Here is an 18,789-nt window from a genome sequence, read left to right on the forward strand (position 1 = left end):
AAAAGTATTATTTTTTTTTCTCGTTTTTTTTTCCAAACTTTGCACTTCTAAAGGAAAGTAAGAAAGAATATAATTGAATTAAAAGAATTGATAAGAAGTAATGGAAACTGATTGCCGAAATTTATGGAACAACTGTTTGAATGTGATTCGGGACAATATCTCCGAGCCGGCATTCAATACGTGGTTTGCACCTATCCTCCCGCTCAAGTACGAGGAGAATGTGCTCACCGTGCAAGTTCCCAGTCAGTTTTTTTATGAATATCTTGAAGATAAATATCTCGATCTTATTCAACAAACGCTTTATCGTGAAATAGGGGAAGGAACCATTCTCAACTATCGGATCCTTGTGGAAACCCAGAGCAATACCGCGGTGGAATTGCGTGGCGAATCGAAATATGTTGCAGGTAACAATGCGTTGCCGAAGAAAATTTCGGCAAAGGTTCCCAGTCCTTTCGACCGGGTTGAAACGGCCGAGTTCGATTCGCAGATTAATAACAAGTATACTTTTGCGAACTTCTTTGAAGGTGAGAGCAACCGGTTGGCGCGTACGGCCGCTGAAGCGGTCGCTGCAAATCCTGCCAAGACGGCTTTCAATCCTCTTTTTGTACACGGGCATTCGGGCGTGGGTAAAACGCACCTTTGCCATGCTATCGGTTCGAAGATAAAACAACTCTATCCCGATAAGAAATTATTATATATTTCGGCTCATCTTTTTAAAGTGCAGTTCACCGATGCCCGCCGCTTTAATACGATTAATGATTTCATTAATTTTTACCAAAGCATTGATGTCCTCATTATCGATGATATACAGGAATTGTCGGGATTAGGCAAAACGCAAAATACTTTCTTCCATATCTTTAATCATTTGCATCAAAATAATAAGCAATTGGTGATGACGTCCGATTGCGCTCCGATGGATATGCAGGGAATGGAAGAACGGTTATTGACCCGTTTCCGTTGGGGATTAACGACGCAACTCGACCGTCCGGACAAGGAACTTCGAAAGAAAATCCTGCAACAAAAAATATTAGCTGACGGGCTATCTATTCCCGATAACGTGATAGAGTATATCGCCGAAAACGTGACGGAGAATGTACGCGATCTCGAAGGTATTGTCGTTTCTCTCATGGCGCATTCCATTATTAATAATCGCGATATCGATATGAGTCTCGCGCGTCGCGTATTGGAACAAAGTATTAAATTCGAGAAAAAACGCATCACTGTAGAGAAGATACAAGACACCGTGTCGGATTTCTTCAATGTAAAGAAAGATCTGATTCAGTCAAAATCACGTAAACGCGAAATCGTACAGGCGCGTCAGGTCACGATGTTTTTTATTAAAAAACACACCGAATTGTCGCTTTCCCAGATTGGCGTGCATGTCGGCAACCGTAATCATGCTACCGTATTGCATGCATGCAGTACCGTGAAAGATCTGGCGGAAGTCGACCGGGGATTCCGTTCGGATATCGAAGAGATTGAACGCCTTTTACAATCCTGACGCTTCGATTGCCGATTCCGGCTTTTACTCGTCACGCAAACGTACTTGATATCTCCCATTCTTTGCGCCATCAGCGAGAGAATCACCGGTGCGGAACATAAAATCTCCTTCGAAATCATCGCAAATGAATCGTTTAAACCATAAGATTGCAATCCTCATTTTGTTCGTGTGGGGAATGTCCCTGTTGCAGGCATATGCACAGGTACCCGGCGGCTATTACAAGATGGCCGAGGGAAAGAAAGGGCATATACTGAAAACGGCCTTATTTCATAGTATAAAAAATCCCCGGGTTATTTCTTATTCCGCCTTATGGGGCGCTTTTAAAAGGACGGATATGCGCCCGGACGGCAGGGTGTGGGATATCTATTCGACGCAGGAAGGCGGAAAAGCGCCTTATTCTTTTGATTTCGATACGAACCGTTGCGGCCGATATCACCGCGAAGGTGACTGTTATAATCGCGAACACAGTGTCCCTAAGAGTTGGTTTAAAGAAGCGCCTCCCATGTTTTCCGATTTGTTTCACGTGTATCCTACGGACGGTTATGTCAACGGCCGGAGGGGCAACTTGCCGTATGGTGAGGTGGGTATCACTTCGTGGGTATCGGCCAACGGTTCGAAGGTCGGGCAGAATACCTTCGGCGGTTATACGAAAAGAGTATTCGAACCCATTGATGAGTATAAAGGCGATCTGGCCCGTACGTATTTTTATATGGCGACCGCTTATGAAGATAAACTGTCCAATTGGAAATCCGATCAAATCGGGGGTAACCGTTACCCGGGTTTCAGTCAGTGGTCGTTGGAGCTGCTTCTCAAATGGCATCGGGAAGATCCGGTGAGTGAAAAAGAAATCCGCCGAAATGAAGCCGTTTACGCAATTCAGCAGAACCGTAATCCGTATATCGATTATCCCGAATTGGCCGAATATGTATGGGGCAAGCGGAAAGAACAATCGTTTTCCTTTTCCAAAGCCAAAAATGCGAATACCCGCCAAGGCGACGATAGTGTCCGGCGCCCCTCTCCGCCGCTCAAGATGGCGGTCATTACCGATACCCATTATCTCTCCTCCGCGTTGTCTATCGGAGGTCCTGCACTCGAGGCCTATCAAAATGCCACGGGCCGGAATGTTGCCGATTTGCATGCCGTCTTCGATGACGTGTTGACGGATATCGAGCGGGAGCAAACGGATATATTGCTTATTTGCGGAGATATCACCAACCACGGCGAGCGTCGCAGTCATTTGGATTTTATCGGCAAGATCCGCCCTCTTCAGAAAAAAGGCATGCGTGTCTTTGTCATCCCGGGGAATCATGATATCGCCGTTCCCGATGCAAAAGCCTATATCGGGAATACGGCAACCGTTACCGAAAGCATTACTCCGGATGAATTCGCCCAACTATATGCCTCTTTCGGTTACGCTTCTGCGCTGAAAAGGGATCCGGCTTCGCTGAGTTATTTGGCGGAAATCAATGAGCATACCTGGTTGCTATGTTTCGATACCAACCGTTACCGGGAACATACCACTTCTTCGATCACTTCGGGGCGCATTCATCCCGAAACCTTACAATGGGCTTTCCGTATACTGGACGAAGCGAAACAAAAAGGCATTACCGTATTGGGGATGATGCACCACGGATTGGTGGAACATATGCCTTATCAAGCAGTGTTTTTCGGAGATTATTTGGTGGACGGATGGCAAGATGCGGCGCAGCAGTTAGCCGATCGCGGATTGAAAGTCGTTTTTACCGGTCATTTTCACTCGAATGATGTCAGTTCGTTTACGTCTTCCTCTGGAAATACGCTGTACGATGTGGAAACGGCAAGCCTTTCGCAGTATCCGTTTGCCTATCGTTTTGTGGAGCTTCATCAGGACCGGTTATCGATCGATACGCGCTTTGTCGATTCGATTCCGGGCAAGCCTTTCCTTCAAAAAGAATATAAGTCGAAGTTCGAAAAACTATCGCGTCGCGTGGCGGCAAACCGATTGAAGCAAATCGGCTTCCCGCTTCCTCAAGAGACTCTGGACGCATTGACGGAGTTGCTTGTGAAAATGGCCGTTTTACATGCCGCCGGCGATGAGAAAACGGATGCGGAAATGACGAAAGCGGTGGAAACGTTGCAGCATATTTTAGGCGGGGAAAACGCCGGTATCGAATCGTTCCAGATGGATTTTCCTCCGGCCGATAACCGATTGGTTATTGCCTTATGAGCCGGGTAGCTAAATCACTTCCTCATCTGGCTTCCTGCATGCGGGCCGGCTGTCTGGAAGCCGGCTGCGATGAAGCCGGACGAGGTTGTCTGGCGGGACCGGTTTTTGCTGCGGCCGTACTATTACCGGAAGATTTTCATTGCGAGACTTTAAATGACTCGAAACAACTAACGGAAAAAGAAAGGAACTCTTTACGTTTGATGATTGAACAGGAGGCTTTGGCATTTGCCGTGGCCACGTGTTCGCCCGAAGAGATCGACCGGCTCAACATCCTTTGGGCTTCGGTACGGGCCATGCACAAAGCCTTGGCGGCATTGTCGCTTCGTCCGGCCCATATTCTGGTCGATGGGAATCGGTTTCGTCCTTTTGAAGATATTCCCTACGCGTGTGTGGTAAAAGGCGACGGTAAGTATCGGTCTATTGCCGCCGCATCGGTTTTGGCTAAAACGTATCGCGATGAATATATGAAGAATCTTGCCGCCGAACATCCCGTTTACGGTTGGGAGAAAAATAAAGGTTACCCCACGCGAAGCCATCGATTAGCGATTCAACAATACGGTATAACGGTGCATCATCGCAAGAGTTTTCGTTTACTGGAAGAGCCACCGGATTCAATTTGTAATAACTCGTGTGAACAAAATTAAAAACAGGTTGTTTAATAAATGTAAATTGAGGCGGATTCTGAAAAGCCTTATAAAAGAGTAAGAGATTTATTTAAACAAAACCACAATAGAAATGAAAAAAATTTTATTAAGCACTATTATTGTTTTCGCATGTTCTTTAGGAATAGCGAATGCACAACTTCAAAAAGGGAGCACTTTGGTAGGAGGAAGTATTGGTCAAATCGATTTCGGAATCGGTAGTGGAAGTAAATTTAACATTGGCATTACCCCGCGTATCGGATACTTTATTCAAGATAACATCGCTCTTGGAGGAAAAGTCGATTTAGGGTATACCAGTCAAGAGAATAATGATACTTTTAACTATGGCTTGAATGCTTTCGGACGCTATTATTTTGGAGAAAATGAATTCGAAACACTCCTCAAACAAGGACGTTGGTTCTTGGAAGCAGGTGCCGGTCTTGCCGGTCATACAGGAAATGAAGTCGGTTTTAATGTAAATTTCGGACCGGGATATGCTTATTTTCTTAGCGATAATGTAGCGGTTGAAGCTTTGTTGTTATATAATACGACATTAGGAAAAGGGAGCACGAATGGACTTGTTCTGAACGTCGGTTTCCAGATTTATTTCCCGACTTCTACTTATAAAAGTGCCCGATAATATATGATTTTATTTCCTGCTCGAAACAGCGGGGGAAATAAAACGGTTCTTAACGGAACAATTTGATTAAAAAATATAGGCGAAAGTGAAAGAAGATGACGTTGCAAACAACACATCTTCTTTTTTTATGACTCTTCAGCCGGAGCAGCACCTGAAGGTCGATGGTTTATCCGTAGTTTCGGCACTCTCTTTTCGGGATACCGCGCATTGATTTTCTTCTTGGGCTTTTCTTCATTGGATGCGCTTTGCGTAGAAGGCTTATAGGGCCTGGGCTTCGCTTTATCTTCACTTCTTGAACGGTCGTAGCGTTTACCCGCAAATAGTTCATAGTGGCGCATTTCGCATTCCAATGCCCCGTTGAAAAGAAAATAGCGCTTGGATGGCTTCAGCCCGATATGATCGAAACACTCTTTGCGGTAGCTCAGTATGTAAGCCGAATAACCGGTGAAGGCATGTTTGAGCCGTTCGCCGATCATCGAATAAAGTCCTTCCAAATCATCCGGTTTCATGCGTTCGCCGTAAGGCGGGTTGGTCATCAGCACGCCGGCGGGTTTCGGTGCCTCGGTATAGTTTTGAAAGGGTTTTGTTTCGAGATCGATATATTTTTTAAGTCCGGCGTTCGCAATGTTTTTGCCGGCAATAGCGATCATTTGGGAAGAAATATCGGATCCGATGATGCGAAAGTGGAAATCGCGCGAACCGGAATCGTCGTTATATATGTCGCTGAAAAGCTCTTTGTCGAAATCGTTCCATTTCTCAAATGCAAATTGAGGGCGGTGAATGCCGGGAGGAATATTCAGCGCAATCATTGCGGCTTCGATTAATAGGGTGCCCGAGCCGCACATCGGATCGATAAACGTGCTGTCCCCTTTCCAACCAGACTTCAGAATCATGCCGGCGGCAAGCACTTCGCTTAGCGGCGCCTCGCCCTGACCGATGCGGTAACCGCGTTTATGGAGCGACTCACCCGAACTGTCGAGCGAAAGCGTGCATTGGTTGTGAGCGATATGGATATTGAGCGCTATATCGGGGTTGGTTACGCTCACGGAAGGACGTTTGTGATATCGTTCCATAAACCAGTCGGCAATCGCATCTTTCACTTTATAAGCGACGAATTTCGAATGGCTGAAAATATGCGAATAAACAACGGCATCGATAGCGAAAGTTTTGTCCAACGATAAATAGTGCTCCCAGTCTATTTTCTTTATCGCCTCATATACATCGTCGGGATTATCGGCTTTGAAGGAATGAATGGGTTTCAGGATGCGCAAAGCCGTCCGGCAATGCAGATTAGCCTTATACATCAGAGCTTTGTCGCCCGAAAAGGAAACCATTCGTTTGCCGATTTGCACCTCGTCCGCTCCCAGGTTGATCAATTCTTCCGCTAATACATCCTCTAATTCGGCCATGGTTTTGGCGATCATGGGAAATCGTTCTGTTGCTATCATTTTATCTGCTTTACTGTTGGAAGCCGCAAAGATACACTTTTTCTAAAGATATGCATGAATGTTGGGTCGATATGTCGGTTCATTTATGCGACTATAACTTCACTTTGATCGTCGCCGGTTTGCTTTCGTTGTGAAAAGCATCCAATGCCGTAACAACATACGTGTAGGAGCTTTTTCCACTTTCGTAAGGAAGGACAAAGAAATTATCGGGCGTGATTTTAACGATGTTTTCGGCTCGGGAGATATCCACGCGTTCGCCTTTCCGAAACCGATATACCACAAAACGTTGGGCCGTTTCGGGATTGCGCGGCTGGTTAGGATGTTCCCAAGTGAGGAAGTGCATATCTTCCGTAAACACGTCGGCAAGCTTTTTCACCTTTGCCGGACGGCCTTTATGCATGTGGGTATAAGCCGGAATGAGCGACTTGGCGCGATGCGTTTGCGAACGCAAATGGTCATACACTTCGCGGTAGTTGTCGAGCATCAGATAGCCGTACCAGTAACAATTGCCCTGCACGAACGACATTTCGCGCGACTGGCGGATTTTTACATCCAGCTCGTTCTTGTCGACGCTTCGCTTTAAGTCCTGCCCGATGTAAAGCGGTTGTTCGAAATTATTCGCATTCCACCAATGCAGCAGGGTGGTGTAGTCTGCCGCCTTATGGCCTATTTCCCAATACAATTGCGGCAAATTATAATCGACCCATCCTTTTTCCACCCAAAGCTTGATGTCGGCGTATAAGTCGTCATAATTCTGTAAGCCGTTGGTTTCGCTGCCAGAGCCGTCGGGAGTGCTTCGCTTGTTGCGGTAAATGCCGAAAGGGCTGACTCCGAAGCGCACCCATGGTTTTTCGGCTGCGATGGTATATTTGATTTGCTGAATAAGCAAGTTGACGTTATTTCGTCGCCAATCGCCGCGTTGGGTGGACGAGAATCCCTGCGAAGCGGCGTAACGGCTGAAACTGCGATCGTCGTGAAACGGAGTGCCTGCAATAGGATAGGGATAGAAATAATCATCCATATGGATAGCGTCCACGTCGTAACGAGCAACGATGTCGTGCACCACGTTGCAGATGAATCCCCGGTTTTCGGGTAAGCCCGGATCGAAGAACAGTTGGTTGCCGTACTGAACGAAACGTTCGGGATAACGGTCATAAATATGATTGGAAGCAAGTTCGTTCGACAGGTTGGTTTTTACCCGGTACGGGTTGAGCCATGCATGCAGTTCCATGCCTCGTTTATGGCACTCGTCGATGATGAACGCCAACGGATCGAACGAAGGGTCGTCGGGCGCTTTGCCCTGTTCTCCGGTCAGGAAGCGGCTCCAAGGCTCCAAGTCCGATTTATAAAAAGCATCCGCTTCGGGACGCACCTGAAAGATGACGGCATTGATGCCCGCCTCGTCGAACTGACGCACCATTTCGGAGAGGTAATGCTTCATGGCGGCGCTGTTCATCTGGCGGTAGCGCGACTGTCCCACGGTTTGCACCCACACACCGCGGAATTCGTGCTTGGGCGTCGTTTCCGCAACACGTGTGAGCGACTGCTTAGACGATCCGCAGCCGAAAAGGATCATACTTAACAAGAAAATACCGGTTATCCGGCAATAAGTCTGCCTATTCATTCGTATTCGTTTTGAAGAGTTCGTTGCAAAGATAACGTACGCGGACCAATTTGGCGCAATCTTTGTTGAACAAATTTTATCCTGCGTCCCGTCTAAGGGCCTCATATCTGTGAATGGTTTTTTCGGAAACGATCAATTCCTTTTTCATCGAATAATCGGAAAGACTGTAAGGTAACCTCTTTCCGCTACTTAATTCTGTCAAGCCCTTCCTTATTGCTTTCTTTTATTGCATAACTCTTCACGGGTTTCCCGAATTTGTATTTGACGGAAAGCGTGACGGAGGAAGCATCGTATCTCGACTTATATATAAAATTCACGTCACCCAATTGCGTCCAAGCGTCTTGCCGGTTCTGCTTAAAAACGTCCTCCGCCCTCAGCGATAAGATCAGGTTACCGGCTAAAAACGATTTGAAAATACGGGGAAGGAGGACGAAGAACAGGGTGGTGGCGAAAACCGCGAGCACGGCCATGACGATGAGCGTGCTCAGGATAACGATGTTCCAAGGCTTGTCGTCGATCGGGGCGGGACTTTTAAAATAGGCCGAAAGTTTCCTCATACAATAATGCTGTTGAAATGAAATACAAAAATAAGCATTAATCTGATGATTATTCGCCTTACCCCCCCTTCTAACTTCCTCAAAAGAATGAAGAACTGCGGGCTGAGTAGTATTCGTTGCCGCCCGTCACTCTTTCCGTTGCTAAAGGGGCATGCGCATCCCTTTCATCGACACAAAAATATTCGTATCTTTGCACCTTATAAAACAACTATGAGTGATTCCAAATACATTGAAATAAAGGGTGCTCGCGTCAACAATCTCAAAAATATAGACGTAAACATCCCCCGAAATACCTTCACCGTGATTACCGGACTTTCCGGATCGGGCAAGTCGTCCCTCGCCTTCGACACGCTGTATGCCGAAGGCCAGCGGCGCTATGTGGAAAGCTTGTCGGCCTATGCGCGACAGTTCCTCGGGCGCATGAACAAGCCCGAGTGCGACTACATCAAAGGCATCCCGCCGGCCATCGCCATCGAGCAAAAGGTGAATACGCGCAATCCCCGTTCGACGGTCGGTACCTCCACCGAAATATACGAATATCTGCGCTTGCTGTATGCCCGCATCGGCAGGACCATTTCGCCCGTGTCGGGCGCCGAAGTCAAGCGCCATTACGTGCACGATGTGGTGGAGAAGATGTTGCAATACCGCGAAGGGACGCGTTTGGCCGTGTTGTCGGCCGTGCAGTTGCGGAACGGACGGAATCTGCGGGAGCAATTGGAGATTTTGCAGAAAGAAGGTTTCACGCGGGTCGATGTCGACGGGCAGTTTTACCGTATCGATGAGCTGTTGCAGCAGAAGAACATCCCGTCGGAGGAGGAAGTGCTTATCGTCATCGACCGTTTGTCGTGCTCTTCGGATAAGTCGACGGTCAACCGCCTTTCCGATTCGGTGGAAACCGCCTTTCTGGAAGGCGACGGGGAGTGTGTCATCCGTTTCTGGACGCCTGACGGGACGGAATCGTTTACCTTTTCCAACCGCTTTGAAGCCGACGGCATTACGTTTGAAGAGCCGACGCCTTTGATGTTCAGTTTCAATAGTCCCGTGGGCGCGTGCCCCGTGTGCGAAGGTTTCGGAAAAGTCATCGGCATCGATGAAAACCTGGTTATCCCCGACAAGAGCCTGTCGGTGCAGGAAGAGTGCGTGCAATGTTGGAAGGGAGAGAAGATGAGCGAGTGGCGGCGCGAGTTTGTGGCCAACGCCTACAAAGCCGACTTCCCCATTCACCGGGCTTATTACGACCTGAACGATACCGAACGCGATATCCTTTGGAACGGGCGCCCCGATCTGGGCATTTACGGCATTAACGATTTTTTCCAAATGCTGGAGCAGAATCTTTATAAGATCCAGTACCGTGTCATGCTGGCCCGGTACCGTGGAAAGACGGTTTGTCCGGCATGCAAGGGCGCGCGGCTGAAACCCGAAGCGTTTTATGTGAAAGTAGGCGGCCGGTCGATAGGAGATTTGGTAATGCTGCCGGTGTCGGAGTTGAAAACGTTTTTTGATGAGCTGCAACTCGACGAGACTGACGCCGGCATCGCCAAACGCCTGCTCATCGAGATCCATAACCGCCTTCAGTTTTTGCTCGATGTAGGATTGGGATATCTTACGCTCAACCGGTTGTCGAATACGCTGTCGGGGGGCGAAAGCCAACGCATCAACCTGGCCTCGTCGCTGGGCAGCAGCCTTGTCGGTTCGCTGTATATCCTCGACGAGCCGAGCATCGGGTTGCATTCGCGCGATACGCATTTGCTCATCAAGGTGCTGCGCGACCTGCAAAAGCTCGGCAATACGGTAGTGGTGGTGGAACACGATGAAGACATCATCCGAGCGGCCGATTATATTATCGACATCGGCCCCAAGGCGGGGCGGCTCGGCGGAGAAGTGCTTTATCAGGGCGAAGTGGCGCATCTGATGACTAATACCGACAGTTATACGGTGAAGTATCTTACCGGCGAGGAGCGCATCGAGGTGCCTGCCGTACGCCGCAAGTGGAACAATTATATAGAGGTGAAAGGCGCGCGGCAAAACAATCTGAAAAATATCAACGTCAAGTTCCCGCTCAATGTCATGACGGTCGTCACCGGAGTGAGCGGCTCGGGCAAATCGTCGCTGGTGAACGATGTGTTTTATAATGGGCTGTTGCATCATTATCAGGGATCTTCGTTGCAGCAAGCCGAGTTCAACGGGTTGGCGGGCGACCTGAAACTGGTGAAAAACGTGGAGTATGTCGATCAGAATCCCATCGGTAAATCGTCGCGCTCCAATCCGGTTACGTATTTAAAGGTGTATGACGAAATCCGGAAGCTGTATGCCGCCCAGCCGCTTGCCAAGCAGATGGGTTTCAAGCCGGCCTATTTTTCGTTTAATGTCGAAGGCGGACGGTGTGAAGAGTGCAAGGGCGAGGGAACCATCACGGTGGAAATGCAGTTTATGGCCGACATCAAGCTGGTGTGTGAATCGTGCCACGGCAAACGTTTTTCTCCCGAAGTGCTCGAAGTGGAATACCAGGGACTGAACATTTACGATATTCTGGAGATGACGGTCGACCAAGCCATCGAATTCTTTGGCGCACAAAAAGGCGCTACGGAGAAGAAGATCGCCAAAAAGATGCAACCGCTGCAAGATGTGGGACTCGGATACATCAAGCTCGGACAGTCGTCTTCCACCTTGTCGGGAGGAGAAAACCAGCGGGTGAAGCTGGCGTATTACCTCGGGGAAGAAAAAGCCGACCCCACGTTGTTTATCTTCGACGAACCCACCACGGGGCTTCACTTCCACGATATCAAGACGCTGCTGAAGGCGTTTAACGCGCTCATCGACCGGGGGCATACCGTGCTGATTATCGAGCACAATATGGAGGTGATTAAAACGGCCGATTATGTAATCGATATAGGTCCCGAAGGAGGAAAAGAGGGCGGATATGTGGTGGCTACGGGGACGCCGGAAGAAATCGCCGCTTGCGAGGCATCGTATACCGGACGGTTTCTGAAGGAAAAATTAGCTAATTAGCTAATTAGCAGATTAGCAGATTAGCGAATGAGCGAATGTGCAAATGAGCGAATAAAGTCAAAGGTCTAAAGACCGGCGACCGGCAGACCGGCGACTGAAGACTGGAGACCGAAGACTGGCGACCGAAGACTAAGCGGAGCGTCAGAGGATGTTTCGCAGAATCCAGAAGGCCACGATGACCACTAACACGACGATTGCGGCCGTGGCGCCATAGAGCGTGCGGGCTATGCGGGGAAAACGCCGCTTCCCCCCCAGGTATTCCAGATAAATGCCCAGGAAAATATACGGCAGCGCCAGCAACATAAATGCGTTGTGGCGGAAAGCCGATCGGATGCGCAGGTGAAGCAGGTCGTGAACGGCCCGCTGCGAACCGCAACCGGGGCACTCATAGCCGGTTGCCGACAGAAAGAAACATTTGGGAAACAACGCCGTCTCGGCCGGATCGAAGCGGTAAAAAATAACCGCTGCGGCCAGTAAAAACAGGCAGGCCGCAGCAATTAACACGATCTTTTTACCGATGGTCGACAAGGAAGCGGTTAGTAGTTGTAAATGCTCGAATTATCTTGCATGATGCTCTCGAACGTGGCGCTGTAATCGCCCATCATAAAAGCAGTCATCGCCGCGATAAAGATGACAATCCCACATACAATCCCGACGATAGCCCATGTTTTAGCCCTTTTCGCCATGCGTTGGGCATCCGCGTACTTTCCCTGATCGTAAAACGAGTTCACCTGTACTGCGTTGACAATGCCGATGATGCCGAACAGCCGCGAGCAGAGGATGGTTACCACAATCGACTGCCACAGCCACGAGTTGGGCCTCATAGGCGGAATATCTTCCTCGCCTTGTGAATAAAAGCCGGTCTGTTCGTAGGCCGGATTCACGGGCGGGGGCGGCGGAGGCGTCGCGGGCCCGTTTGTTTCCCGGTTTTCCTGATCGTTCCACGCATCTCCGGGCGTGTGATCGCTCTCTTGGCGGTAGTCGTTATCTTCTTCTATCATTTTATAGGACTGTTTTAGGTTATGCCGACAAAGCGTCGCTCAATCCGGGCAAAGCGGTCAACGAACCGAAGAATACAATAATAAGGATGATGGCGATGATGAGGAGTATGATCCATGCAATGGCAATCCAGAAGGTGATTTTGGTCCATTTGGCAGCCGATTGCGAAGAGTTCAGCGCGGCCGCATAATCGCCGCGGTTGTAAAACGATTCGACTTGCGCGGCATAGACGATGGCGATAATCCCGAGCAAGCTGATAATGTTGCTGCAAAGGATAAAAGGCAGAATCGTCACCAGAATCGATTCGATGAGCCATGTCTTGGGCATCGGCTGCATTTGGGCGGCCGATCCGGGGGCATACTGCGGTGCCGATGCTTGCGGATAGGCGGTTTGCGGCGCCGAAACGGGCGTTTCGACAGGGCGCGCTTCGGTAAAGAGGAACCGCAACTCGGCAACCGCCTCGGCACGTTCCCATTGTTCCATTCCCTGCGTCCAGACTAAAGTATCTTTGCGTACGTTTTCGAGACGCAGTTCTTCGGGCGAGAAAGTACCTTTCTGTTTCCCTTCGTGATCGATGTAAAAATATCGGTTCATAGTGACTGTTTTAATTTATTGATAATCTTGTGGTGTAATCGTAATTGTTTGAATGATGTGCTGCAACGAGTCGCTGTAGATATACTCGATGGAGACTTTGTTTTGGGTGAAAATGCGCAGGTCGGGATGGGTGGTGAACATCCCTTTCATGCGGTCTTTCATTCCGGGGAGCATTGCCGTGACGGTTGAATCCGGGTCGGACGTATGCAACACCGTGTAATGGTAGCGGAAAATATTGTCTCGGGTGACCGACGCGCTGTCGAAACGCGTATTGGCGTCGAGCATCGTCGGCGTCGACACATTGAGGTTCGCGGCCATGTCCGCCAGCTTTTTGTGCAAAGCTTTATTATCGGATTGGCATTGAACGAATACGAGCGCCAGTGCCAAAAGGCAGCCAAGGAAATATAACTTTCTGAACATATCCGTTTTATTCATACGCAAAGTTAAAAAAGTTTGCATATGTCCCGAAATATTTCGCCTGATTTTTTAAACGAATGCTGTTTTTTCTTTTGAAAGAGAATAAAGGGAGCGCTGGATGAAAATTGCGAACGGGTTTCCAGCGATCGAGGGCACTTGGTTTAACGCAACGCCTATAAACGGTTATTTGTCTTCAGAATAAGCCCGATGATGAAATATCAGGATGAATCGGGGTCGTTAGAAACAAAATTGAAAGGGCATATTGCTTTCGGATTTTTGATGAATTTCGTATCTTTGCTTTCCAATCCTATTAAAAGGTCAAAAATTAGAATATTCACATGAATTTTGCGAAGATTGTTATAGCATTTTTTCTCTCCGGTGTTATGGCCGGAACTCTTTCAGCATCGGGTGCATCCCTCATCTTTCATTCCGCCCCTTCATCGGCCGGCCTTATTGCGCCGCCGCCGGCTCAAGGCGGAAAAATTGTGGAAAATCCGGATATTCCTCCGGTTTTTACGGGCGGAACGGCCGAGATGCACCGTTTTATCTCCAGCAACCTCAGCTATCCGGACGAAGCCGTGGCGCAAAATCTCCAGGGATTAGTGGTGTATACGTTTGTGGTGGAGGAAGATGGCACCCTAACCGACTTCGACTTGATTCATCACGCCGACCCGCTTCTCAACGAAGAGGCGTTACGCATCCTGAAGGCGATGCCGGCGTGGCGTCCCGGTAAATATAAAGACCGGATTGTGCGCACGAAATCGTACGTGCCCATGTACTTCCGCTTGAATAAGAATGCGGCCAGAGCGAGGCGTTCGGCGCCGGTCAATACGGCGAAAACCGACGTCGATATCGCGCAATCGGAAGTCTTTTCGATTGTCGACAAGATGCCCGAATACACCTACGGGCAAAAAGGGCTGACGCAGTTTATCGAGCATCAGATGCGCTATCCCGTCGAGGCGCGCCAGCAGGGCATCGAGGGGCGCATTCTTTGTTCGTTTATCGTGGCGGCCGACGGGACCATTTCGAACATCGAAGTGGTGCAGGGCATCCATCCGTTGCTCGACAAGGAGGCGGTACGCGTGCTGAGCCTGATGCCGCGCTGGAATCCGGGGGAAAACGATGGGGAGAAAGTGAACGTGAAATGCCTCTTACCGATCGATTTTACCATCGACGAGGAACCGATCCCGCCTTTGGTACAACAATAACGCTTCCTGCCGGGGGCGCTTTGCTTCAAGCGCCTCCGGGAATAAAAATTATTTTTCGTGATTTATTTTGATATTTGCTTTTTTCCTCCTAATTTTGCCGGGTAAATACGATTAAAAAAAGAAGTTGATGATGTGCAACGATAATCCGCCGTACCGATACGGCGCCTGCTACTGCAAACAGGCGTAACCAGACACTCAAACACCGGAGCCTTTTATCATGACCCCGCCTGCGTCCCTTCATGCAGGGAGATCCGTCCGTTCGAATCGCAAAGAGACCTCGAAAAGCGACCTTTTACATCGTTACATTACTTGCATATCCGGAAAGGAATATCCGTTTTTTTGCATGAAAAAAGTTTTTTGAGGTGTTTTAAGCTCGATTTTATACATTAAACTTTTTGGAAATCCTGTTTAAAGGTCATTTTAGGCCTTAAAACTTTTGGAAAGTCCTTTTTAAGGGTTAAAATAGTATTTCCAAAATTTGGGAAGCCTTGTTTAAAGGTTTGTTTATCACTTCCAAATTTTTGGACGCGCTATTTTAGGGTTAACTCCACACTTCCCAAATTTTTTCAACGGTAAAAAACGTCTTGATTATTCTCTTTCAGGTGTATCAGGTATCGACAACCGGAAAAAAGAACTCCGCAAAAAAGTTTTGTTCCTGCTTTAAGCGGTTTTTCGGTCCGGATGAAAGAATAGCAGGGACATCAGAAAAATGTTCATATAAAAAAAAGAAAGATGAAGCTTAAATTAGTGAGTTTATCGTATCTTACCCGTTGGCAAGTATTTCAGTTGCTGACGGATGTGCTTCAGTATGTACAGCTTTTACCGGCAGAAATACTGGAATTGCTGAAAGTGTTCAGGGAAAAGTTGCAAGCATCCTTGAAAGTACTGGACGAAGTGTTGGCGCAAGAGCGCAAGATAACGCCGGAGGCCTTGTTCGAAGCCGAAGAAGGGCGGGATTATGGTATCCGGAAACTGTGGAATCTGGTAAAGGAATATTCCGATTACGAGATGGATAAGACGAAAGAGACGGCAGCGAAAGAGTTGCTGAATTTGTTTAGCCTTTATGGACGGGGCTATGAAATAGCCGATATGCCGCAGGATGATGAAAGTGCGGCTTTAGACAATCTGCTGCGCGATATGTTGAGTGAGGCATACCTTCCGCATGTAACGTCGGTAGGGCTGTTAGATTTGGTGAATTATACAAAGGGGCATAACGATGTTTTTGTCGGTAATCAGCAAACGCGTACGACGAGCGAATCGAAACGCATCAACGGAGAAGCGCGTGCCGCCCGTTTACAAGCGGAGACCGATTTCCGCGCCCTTTGCGAGCAAATCAATGCCCTGGCACTTATCAACGGCAGTGCGCCGTATGACGAAACCATCGCAAAGATGAATACAGCCATGGATAATTATGTCGATACGGCCCGTCAGCGGCGCAAAAACAAAAATAAAAAGCCCGCAGACAAAAAATAAACATGTTCCCAAAATGATTTTTTACCGGGGGTGGCGCGTGTAGCATCGCCTCCGGTTGTGTCTTACGTCTCTGGTTATTAAATGTATTGAAAGCAATGAAAAAAAACCGCTTATTGTTTTTCCTGTTTATTCCATACTATTTGCATAAGAAGGGATATTGTTGTTGCATCGCTTGTTTTACCGATTCATGGGTATAGACTTTTCCTGCATCATCATCAGAAAGCGATTGTTCTATCCGTTGAAACAGTTCTTCCCGGGTGTACGGTTTCAACGTGGCATCGTTATCCCGGCGCAAATTGCGTAACAAACGAACCGCTTCCTCCAATAATTCGTCATTATCGATAATTTTACTTGCTTCCTTCAAAAAAGCTTCTCTTAAAGTTGTTGTCATACGCTATTCCTTCCCTGTTGTTTTAGAAACTGTTTAAATTTCTTGCGAAAGGCTTTCGTTCAATTATTCTTCGCCTTCAAAAAGTTTCTTTTTTGTATTCTTCTTCCTCTTATTTGGCTCAAATAGCCCGCTATTATCGCCAAAACGAGAAAGAACACTGCTAAAAAATAATTCTTTTTGAATCGCGAAAGAAATTTAAACAGTTTCTAAATCTTGCATCGACAAAGATAATAAATTTCACTATTTGTTTCGGCCCTTACGTGAAAGTATTTTAGCGCCTTATTCCGACGGCAGCACAAACTCCATGGTGCGCAGACCTTCGTCGGTGTAAATAATCAGCCGGAAAGGGACGGCCTCTTCTTCGTGCCCCGCCGTGCGCAGTTCGCTCAAGCGGAACGATGCATACATCTTTTTGGGATATCCCGCGGGGTCGTCCGCCCGCGAATGACTGAAATAAAGGTCGTTGGTTTCCGACGAAGGGTCGCGCAACAAGGCAATGACATGCGACTTGCTATGGTATTCCACCTCCAAAATCATATTCAGGTAGCCGCCGCCCACCCAAATGCTTTGTATCTTCACCGGATCGCGCGCCCAACGCTCGGGATAGCCGTCGGGGCGGATGCCGTCGGTGAAAATCGCTCCTACCTGCCTTATCTTTACGCTGTCGCCATGCAAAGGCGTGTAGCTGATTACGACCCGTTGGCCGTCTTTTCCCGTGTAGTCGCTCGGCGGCGAAGGGGTCAGCAGGCGGTTGTTGTCGAGAAGGAATTTTACGGCGTCGTTTTCCCGGACGACCGTGGCGAAGTCGGCCACATAGTCCTCCATCCGCTCTGTTTCTTTCTCACACGCGACCGCTGTCAACAGCAACAAGGAGATACAAAATAAAAATCGTTTCCTCATGAATCCTCACTCTGTTTTTCATTGGCAAGAAGGCGGTTTTTTACAGTATTCCCATACATTTCAATGATTTTTCCGCGTAAGAAAGCCTCGTCTTTATGCTCGATATCGATCTTGCCGACTTGTTTATCGAGATAAGCCTCGAAGTTCCTTTTGTCTTCGGCGGTATATTCCGATACAAAACGGTCGCTTCCCGACAGCAGGTCGTAAGCAATATAATTAAAGGGGAAAAACGAATAGTTGCGGTAAATTTCTCGGTCGATAAGGTCGGCCGTGGCAGTCACTACCGCTTCCCGGTCGAGGGACGCGGATAATTGTCCGAGCCGCGGATTGATCGGTTGCCCGAAGCGGAACATCACCCGTCCCTTATAGCCGGTAATGCCCGTCAGCATATTTTCGATGTCGTCGGCCGTCGTTTTTTTGTAGGAGGCATCGTCCCTCTTGAGCTGATACTCTTTCGCTTTCAGATAGTCGCACGGGTCGAATTCATACGAAATGGCGAGCGGGGCGATGCGCAACGCTTTCAGCGCCTCGAGGGGCTGCGAACGGTTATAGAGGGTGAACATTTTCAGCAGGCTGTGCTGGGTTTTGTCGTTCGAATCTTTCGCCCGTCCTTCGCGCTGGGCGATCCACACCGACTGTTCGCGGCGTTGTACCGTATCGTACACGTATTCCGACAAGTGTTTCGACACGTCGAGTATCTGCCGTACCGACACGCCCCGTTTTACGATAAAACTCTTATTCATCCGAACCACATTCCGGATCCAGGGATAAATAAGGAGGTTGTCGCCGATAGCGATTTCGGTGGTGTCGAATCCTTTTCGGAAGAATAAGATATTTAATAAGCCCGCGTCGAGCACGATGTCGCGGTGATTGGATATGAACAGATGGCTTTGCCGGTCGCTGATCTTCTCCCATCCCTCAGCCAGGCAGCCGTCGGTGGTCGTATCGATCAATCCGGTAAACAGCGGATGCACAATAGAACGTTGTATATCTTCGATGGTGCGGCATTGTTGCAGGGTGTGGGTGAACTGCGCCCATGTTATGGGCCGGATAAATCCTTCTAACGCGCGGCGGAAAGCATCGTCCGAGAGAAGACTTTCGACGGCTTCCGGAATCTCCGCATCGCGAAAGGGGCGGAGATCGTCAAACATATTGTATTCAGTTGTTTCCATCGTTTTTTT

The 18,789-nt window shown here is 48.4% G+C and carries 17 protein-coding genes; 7 read left to right on the forward strand and 10 right to left on the reverse strand.

Annotated elements, in window-relative coordinates; genetic code table 11:
* The first annotated feature begins 100 nt into the window (after positions 1 to 100).
* From dnaA to ABNK31_RS00020, 4 genes are all read left to right on the forward strand, one after another.
* Positions 101 to 1,501: a chromosomal replication initiator protein DnaA gene (dnaA, locus tag ABNK31_RS00005; RefSeq protein WP_418893740.1), complete on the forward strand. Its 1,401-nt coding sequence runs from the start codon at positions 101 to 103 to the stop codon at positions 1,499 to 1,501.
* A gap of 124 nt (positions 1,502 to 1,625) precedes the next feature.
* Complete coding sequence (locus tag ABNK31_RS00010) at positions 1,626 to 3,707, forward strand: endonuclease (RefSeq protein WP_418893741.1); 2,082 nt, start codon at positions 1,626 to 1,628, stop codon at positions 3,705 to 3,707.
* Positions 3,704 to 4,351, forward strand: coding sequence for a ribonuclease HII (locus ABNK31_RS00015; protein ID WP_418893742.1), 648 nt, complete (start codon positions 3,704 to 3,706; stop codon positions 4,349 to 4,351). Before ABNK31_RS00010 ends, ABNK31_RS00015 begins: the two co-directional genes overlap by 4 nt.
* Positions 4,352 to 4,442: 91 nt before the next feature.
* A complete protein-coding gene (locus ABNK31_RS00020; RefSeq protein ID WP_321578988.1) occupies positions 4,443 to 4,988 on the forward strand; it encodes an outer membrane beta-barrel protein in 546 nt (181 codons plus the stop codon).
* Positions 4,989 to 5,113: 125 nt separating this feature from the next.
* Here the strand turns inward: ABNK31_RS00020 and ABNK31_RS00025 are convergent, their stop codons facing one another.
* From ABNK31_RS00025 to ABNK31_RS00035, 3 genes are all read right to left on the reverse strand, one after another.
* Entirely contained in the window at positions 5,114 to 6,412 is a 1,299-nt protein-coding gene (locus ABNK31_RS00025) for a THUMP domain-containing class I SAM-dependent RNA methyltransferase (RefSeq protein ID WP_418895443.1), read from the reverse strand.
* Between the two features lie 115 nt (positions 6,413 to 6,527).
* Positions 6,528 to 8,060 (reverse strand): glycoside hydrolase family 10 protein, encoded by a 1,533-nt coding sequence (locus tag ABNK31_RS00030; RefSeq protein ID WP_418893743.1) that lies wholly within the window; start codon positions 8,058 to 8,060, stop codon positions 6,528 to 6,530.
* A 185-nt stretch (positions 8,061 to 8,245) separates the two neighbouring features.
* A complete protein-coding gene (locus ABNK31_RS00035) occupies positions 8,246 to 8,617 on the reverse strand; it encodes a hypothetical protein (RefSeq protein ID WP_418893744.1) in 372 nt (123 codons plus the stop codon).
* A 210-nt stretch (positions 8,618 to 8,827) separates the two neighbouring features.
* Between ABNK31_RS00035 and uvrA the strand changes: the two genes are divergently transcribed.
* Positions 8,828 to 11,626, forward strand: a complete 2,799-nt coding sequence (uvrA, locus tag ABNK31_RS00040) for an excinuclease ABC subunit UvrA (protein WP_418893745.1) — start codon at positions 8,828 to 8,830, stop codon at positions 11,624 to 11,626.
* Between the two features lie 141 nt (positions 11,627 to 11,767).
* Here uvrA and ABNK31_RS00045 read toward each other — a convergent pair whose 3' ends face one another.
* From ABNK31_RS00045 to ABNK31_RS00060, 4 genes are read right to left on the reverse strand one after another with little or no spacing between them, the layout of a single operon-like run.
* A complete protein-coding gene (locus tag ABNK31_RS00045; protein ID WP_418893746.1) occupies positions 11,768 to 12,154 on the reverse strand; it encodes a DUF2752 domain-containing protein in 387 nt (128 codons plus the stop codon).
* Between the two features lie 8 nt (positions 12,155 to 12,162).
* On the reverse strand, positions 12,163 to 12,627 hold the full coding sequence (locus ABNK31_RS00050; RefSeq protein ID WP_418893747.1) for a CD225/dispanin family protein: 465 nt from the start codon (positions 12,625 to 12,627) through the stop codon (positions 12,163 to 12,165).
* A gap of 19 nt (positions 12,628 to 12,646) precedes the next feature.
* Positions 12,647 to 13,219, reverse strand: coding sequence for a GYF domain-containing protein (locus tag ABNK31_RS00055; protein WP_321579386.1), 573 nt, complete (start codon positions 13,217 to 13,219; stop codon positions 12,647 to 12,649).
* A gap of 15 nt (positions 13,220 to 13,234) precedes the next feature.
* A complete protein-coding gene (locus ABNK31_RS00060) occupies positions 13,235 to 13,639 on the reverse strand; it encodes a hypothetical protein (protein WP_418893748.1) in 405 nt (134 codons plus the stop codon).
* 335 nt (positions 13,640 to 13,974) lie between these two features.
* Here ABNK31_RS00060 and ABNK31_RS00065 point away from each other — a divergent pair, with 335 nt between their 5' ends.
* On the forward strand, positions 13,975 to 14,844 hold the full coding sequence (locus ABNK31_RS00065) for an energy transducer TonB (protein WP_321579385.1): 870 nt from the start codon (positions 13,975 to 13,977) through the stop codon (positions 14,842 to 14,844).
* A gap of 732 nt (positions 14,845 to 15,576) precedes the next feature.
* On the forward strand, positions 15,577 to 16,317 hold the full coding sequence (locus tag ABNK31_RS00070; RefSeq protein WP_418893749.1) for a DUF6261 family protein: 741 nt from the start codon (positions 15,577 to 15,579) through the stop codon (positions 16,315 to 16,317).
* 136 nt (positions 16,318 to 16,453) lie between these two features.
* On the opposite strand, the gene ABNK31_RS00075 is transcribed toward ABNK31_RS00070, so the two are convergent.
* The 3 genes from ABNK31_RS00075 to ABNK31_RS00085 form a co-directional block, all read right to left on the reverse strand.
* Entirely contained in the window at positions 16,454 to 16,708 is a 255-nt protein-coding gene (locus ABNK31_RS00075) for a hypothetical protein (protein WP_418893750.1), read from the reverse strand.
* A 279-nt stretch (positions 16,709 to 16,987) separates the two neighbouring features.
* A complete protein-coding gene (locus ABNK31_RS00080; protein WP_418893751.1) occupies positions 16,988 to 17,608 on the reverse strand; it encodes a hypothetical protein in 621 nt (206 codons plus the stop codon).
* The gene (locus tag ABNK31_RS00085) at positions 17,605 to 18,780 is read right to left on the reverse strand and encodes an acyltransferase (protein ID WP_418893752.1); all 1,176 of its coding nucleotides are present in this window, start codon (positions 18,778 to 18,780) and stop codon (positions 17,605 to 17,607) included. Before ABNK31_RS00085 ends, ABNK31_RS00080 begins: the two co-directional genes overlap by 4 nt.
* Positions 18,781 to 18,789: the final 9 nt, after the last annotated feature.

It is taken from the genome of Limibacterium fermenti (assembly GCF_041902845.1).
In the GTDB taxonomy this organism is placed as follows: Bacteria; Bacteroidota; Bacteroidia; order Bacteroidales; family Dysgonomonadaceae; genus Limibacterium; species Limibacterium fermenti.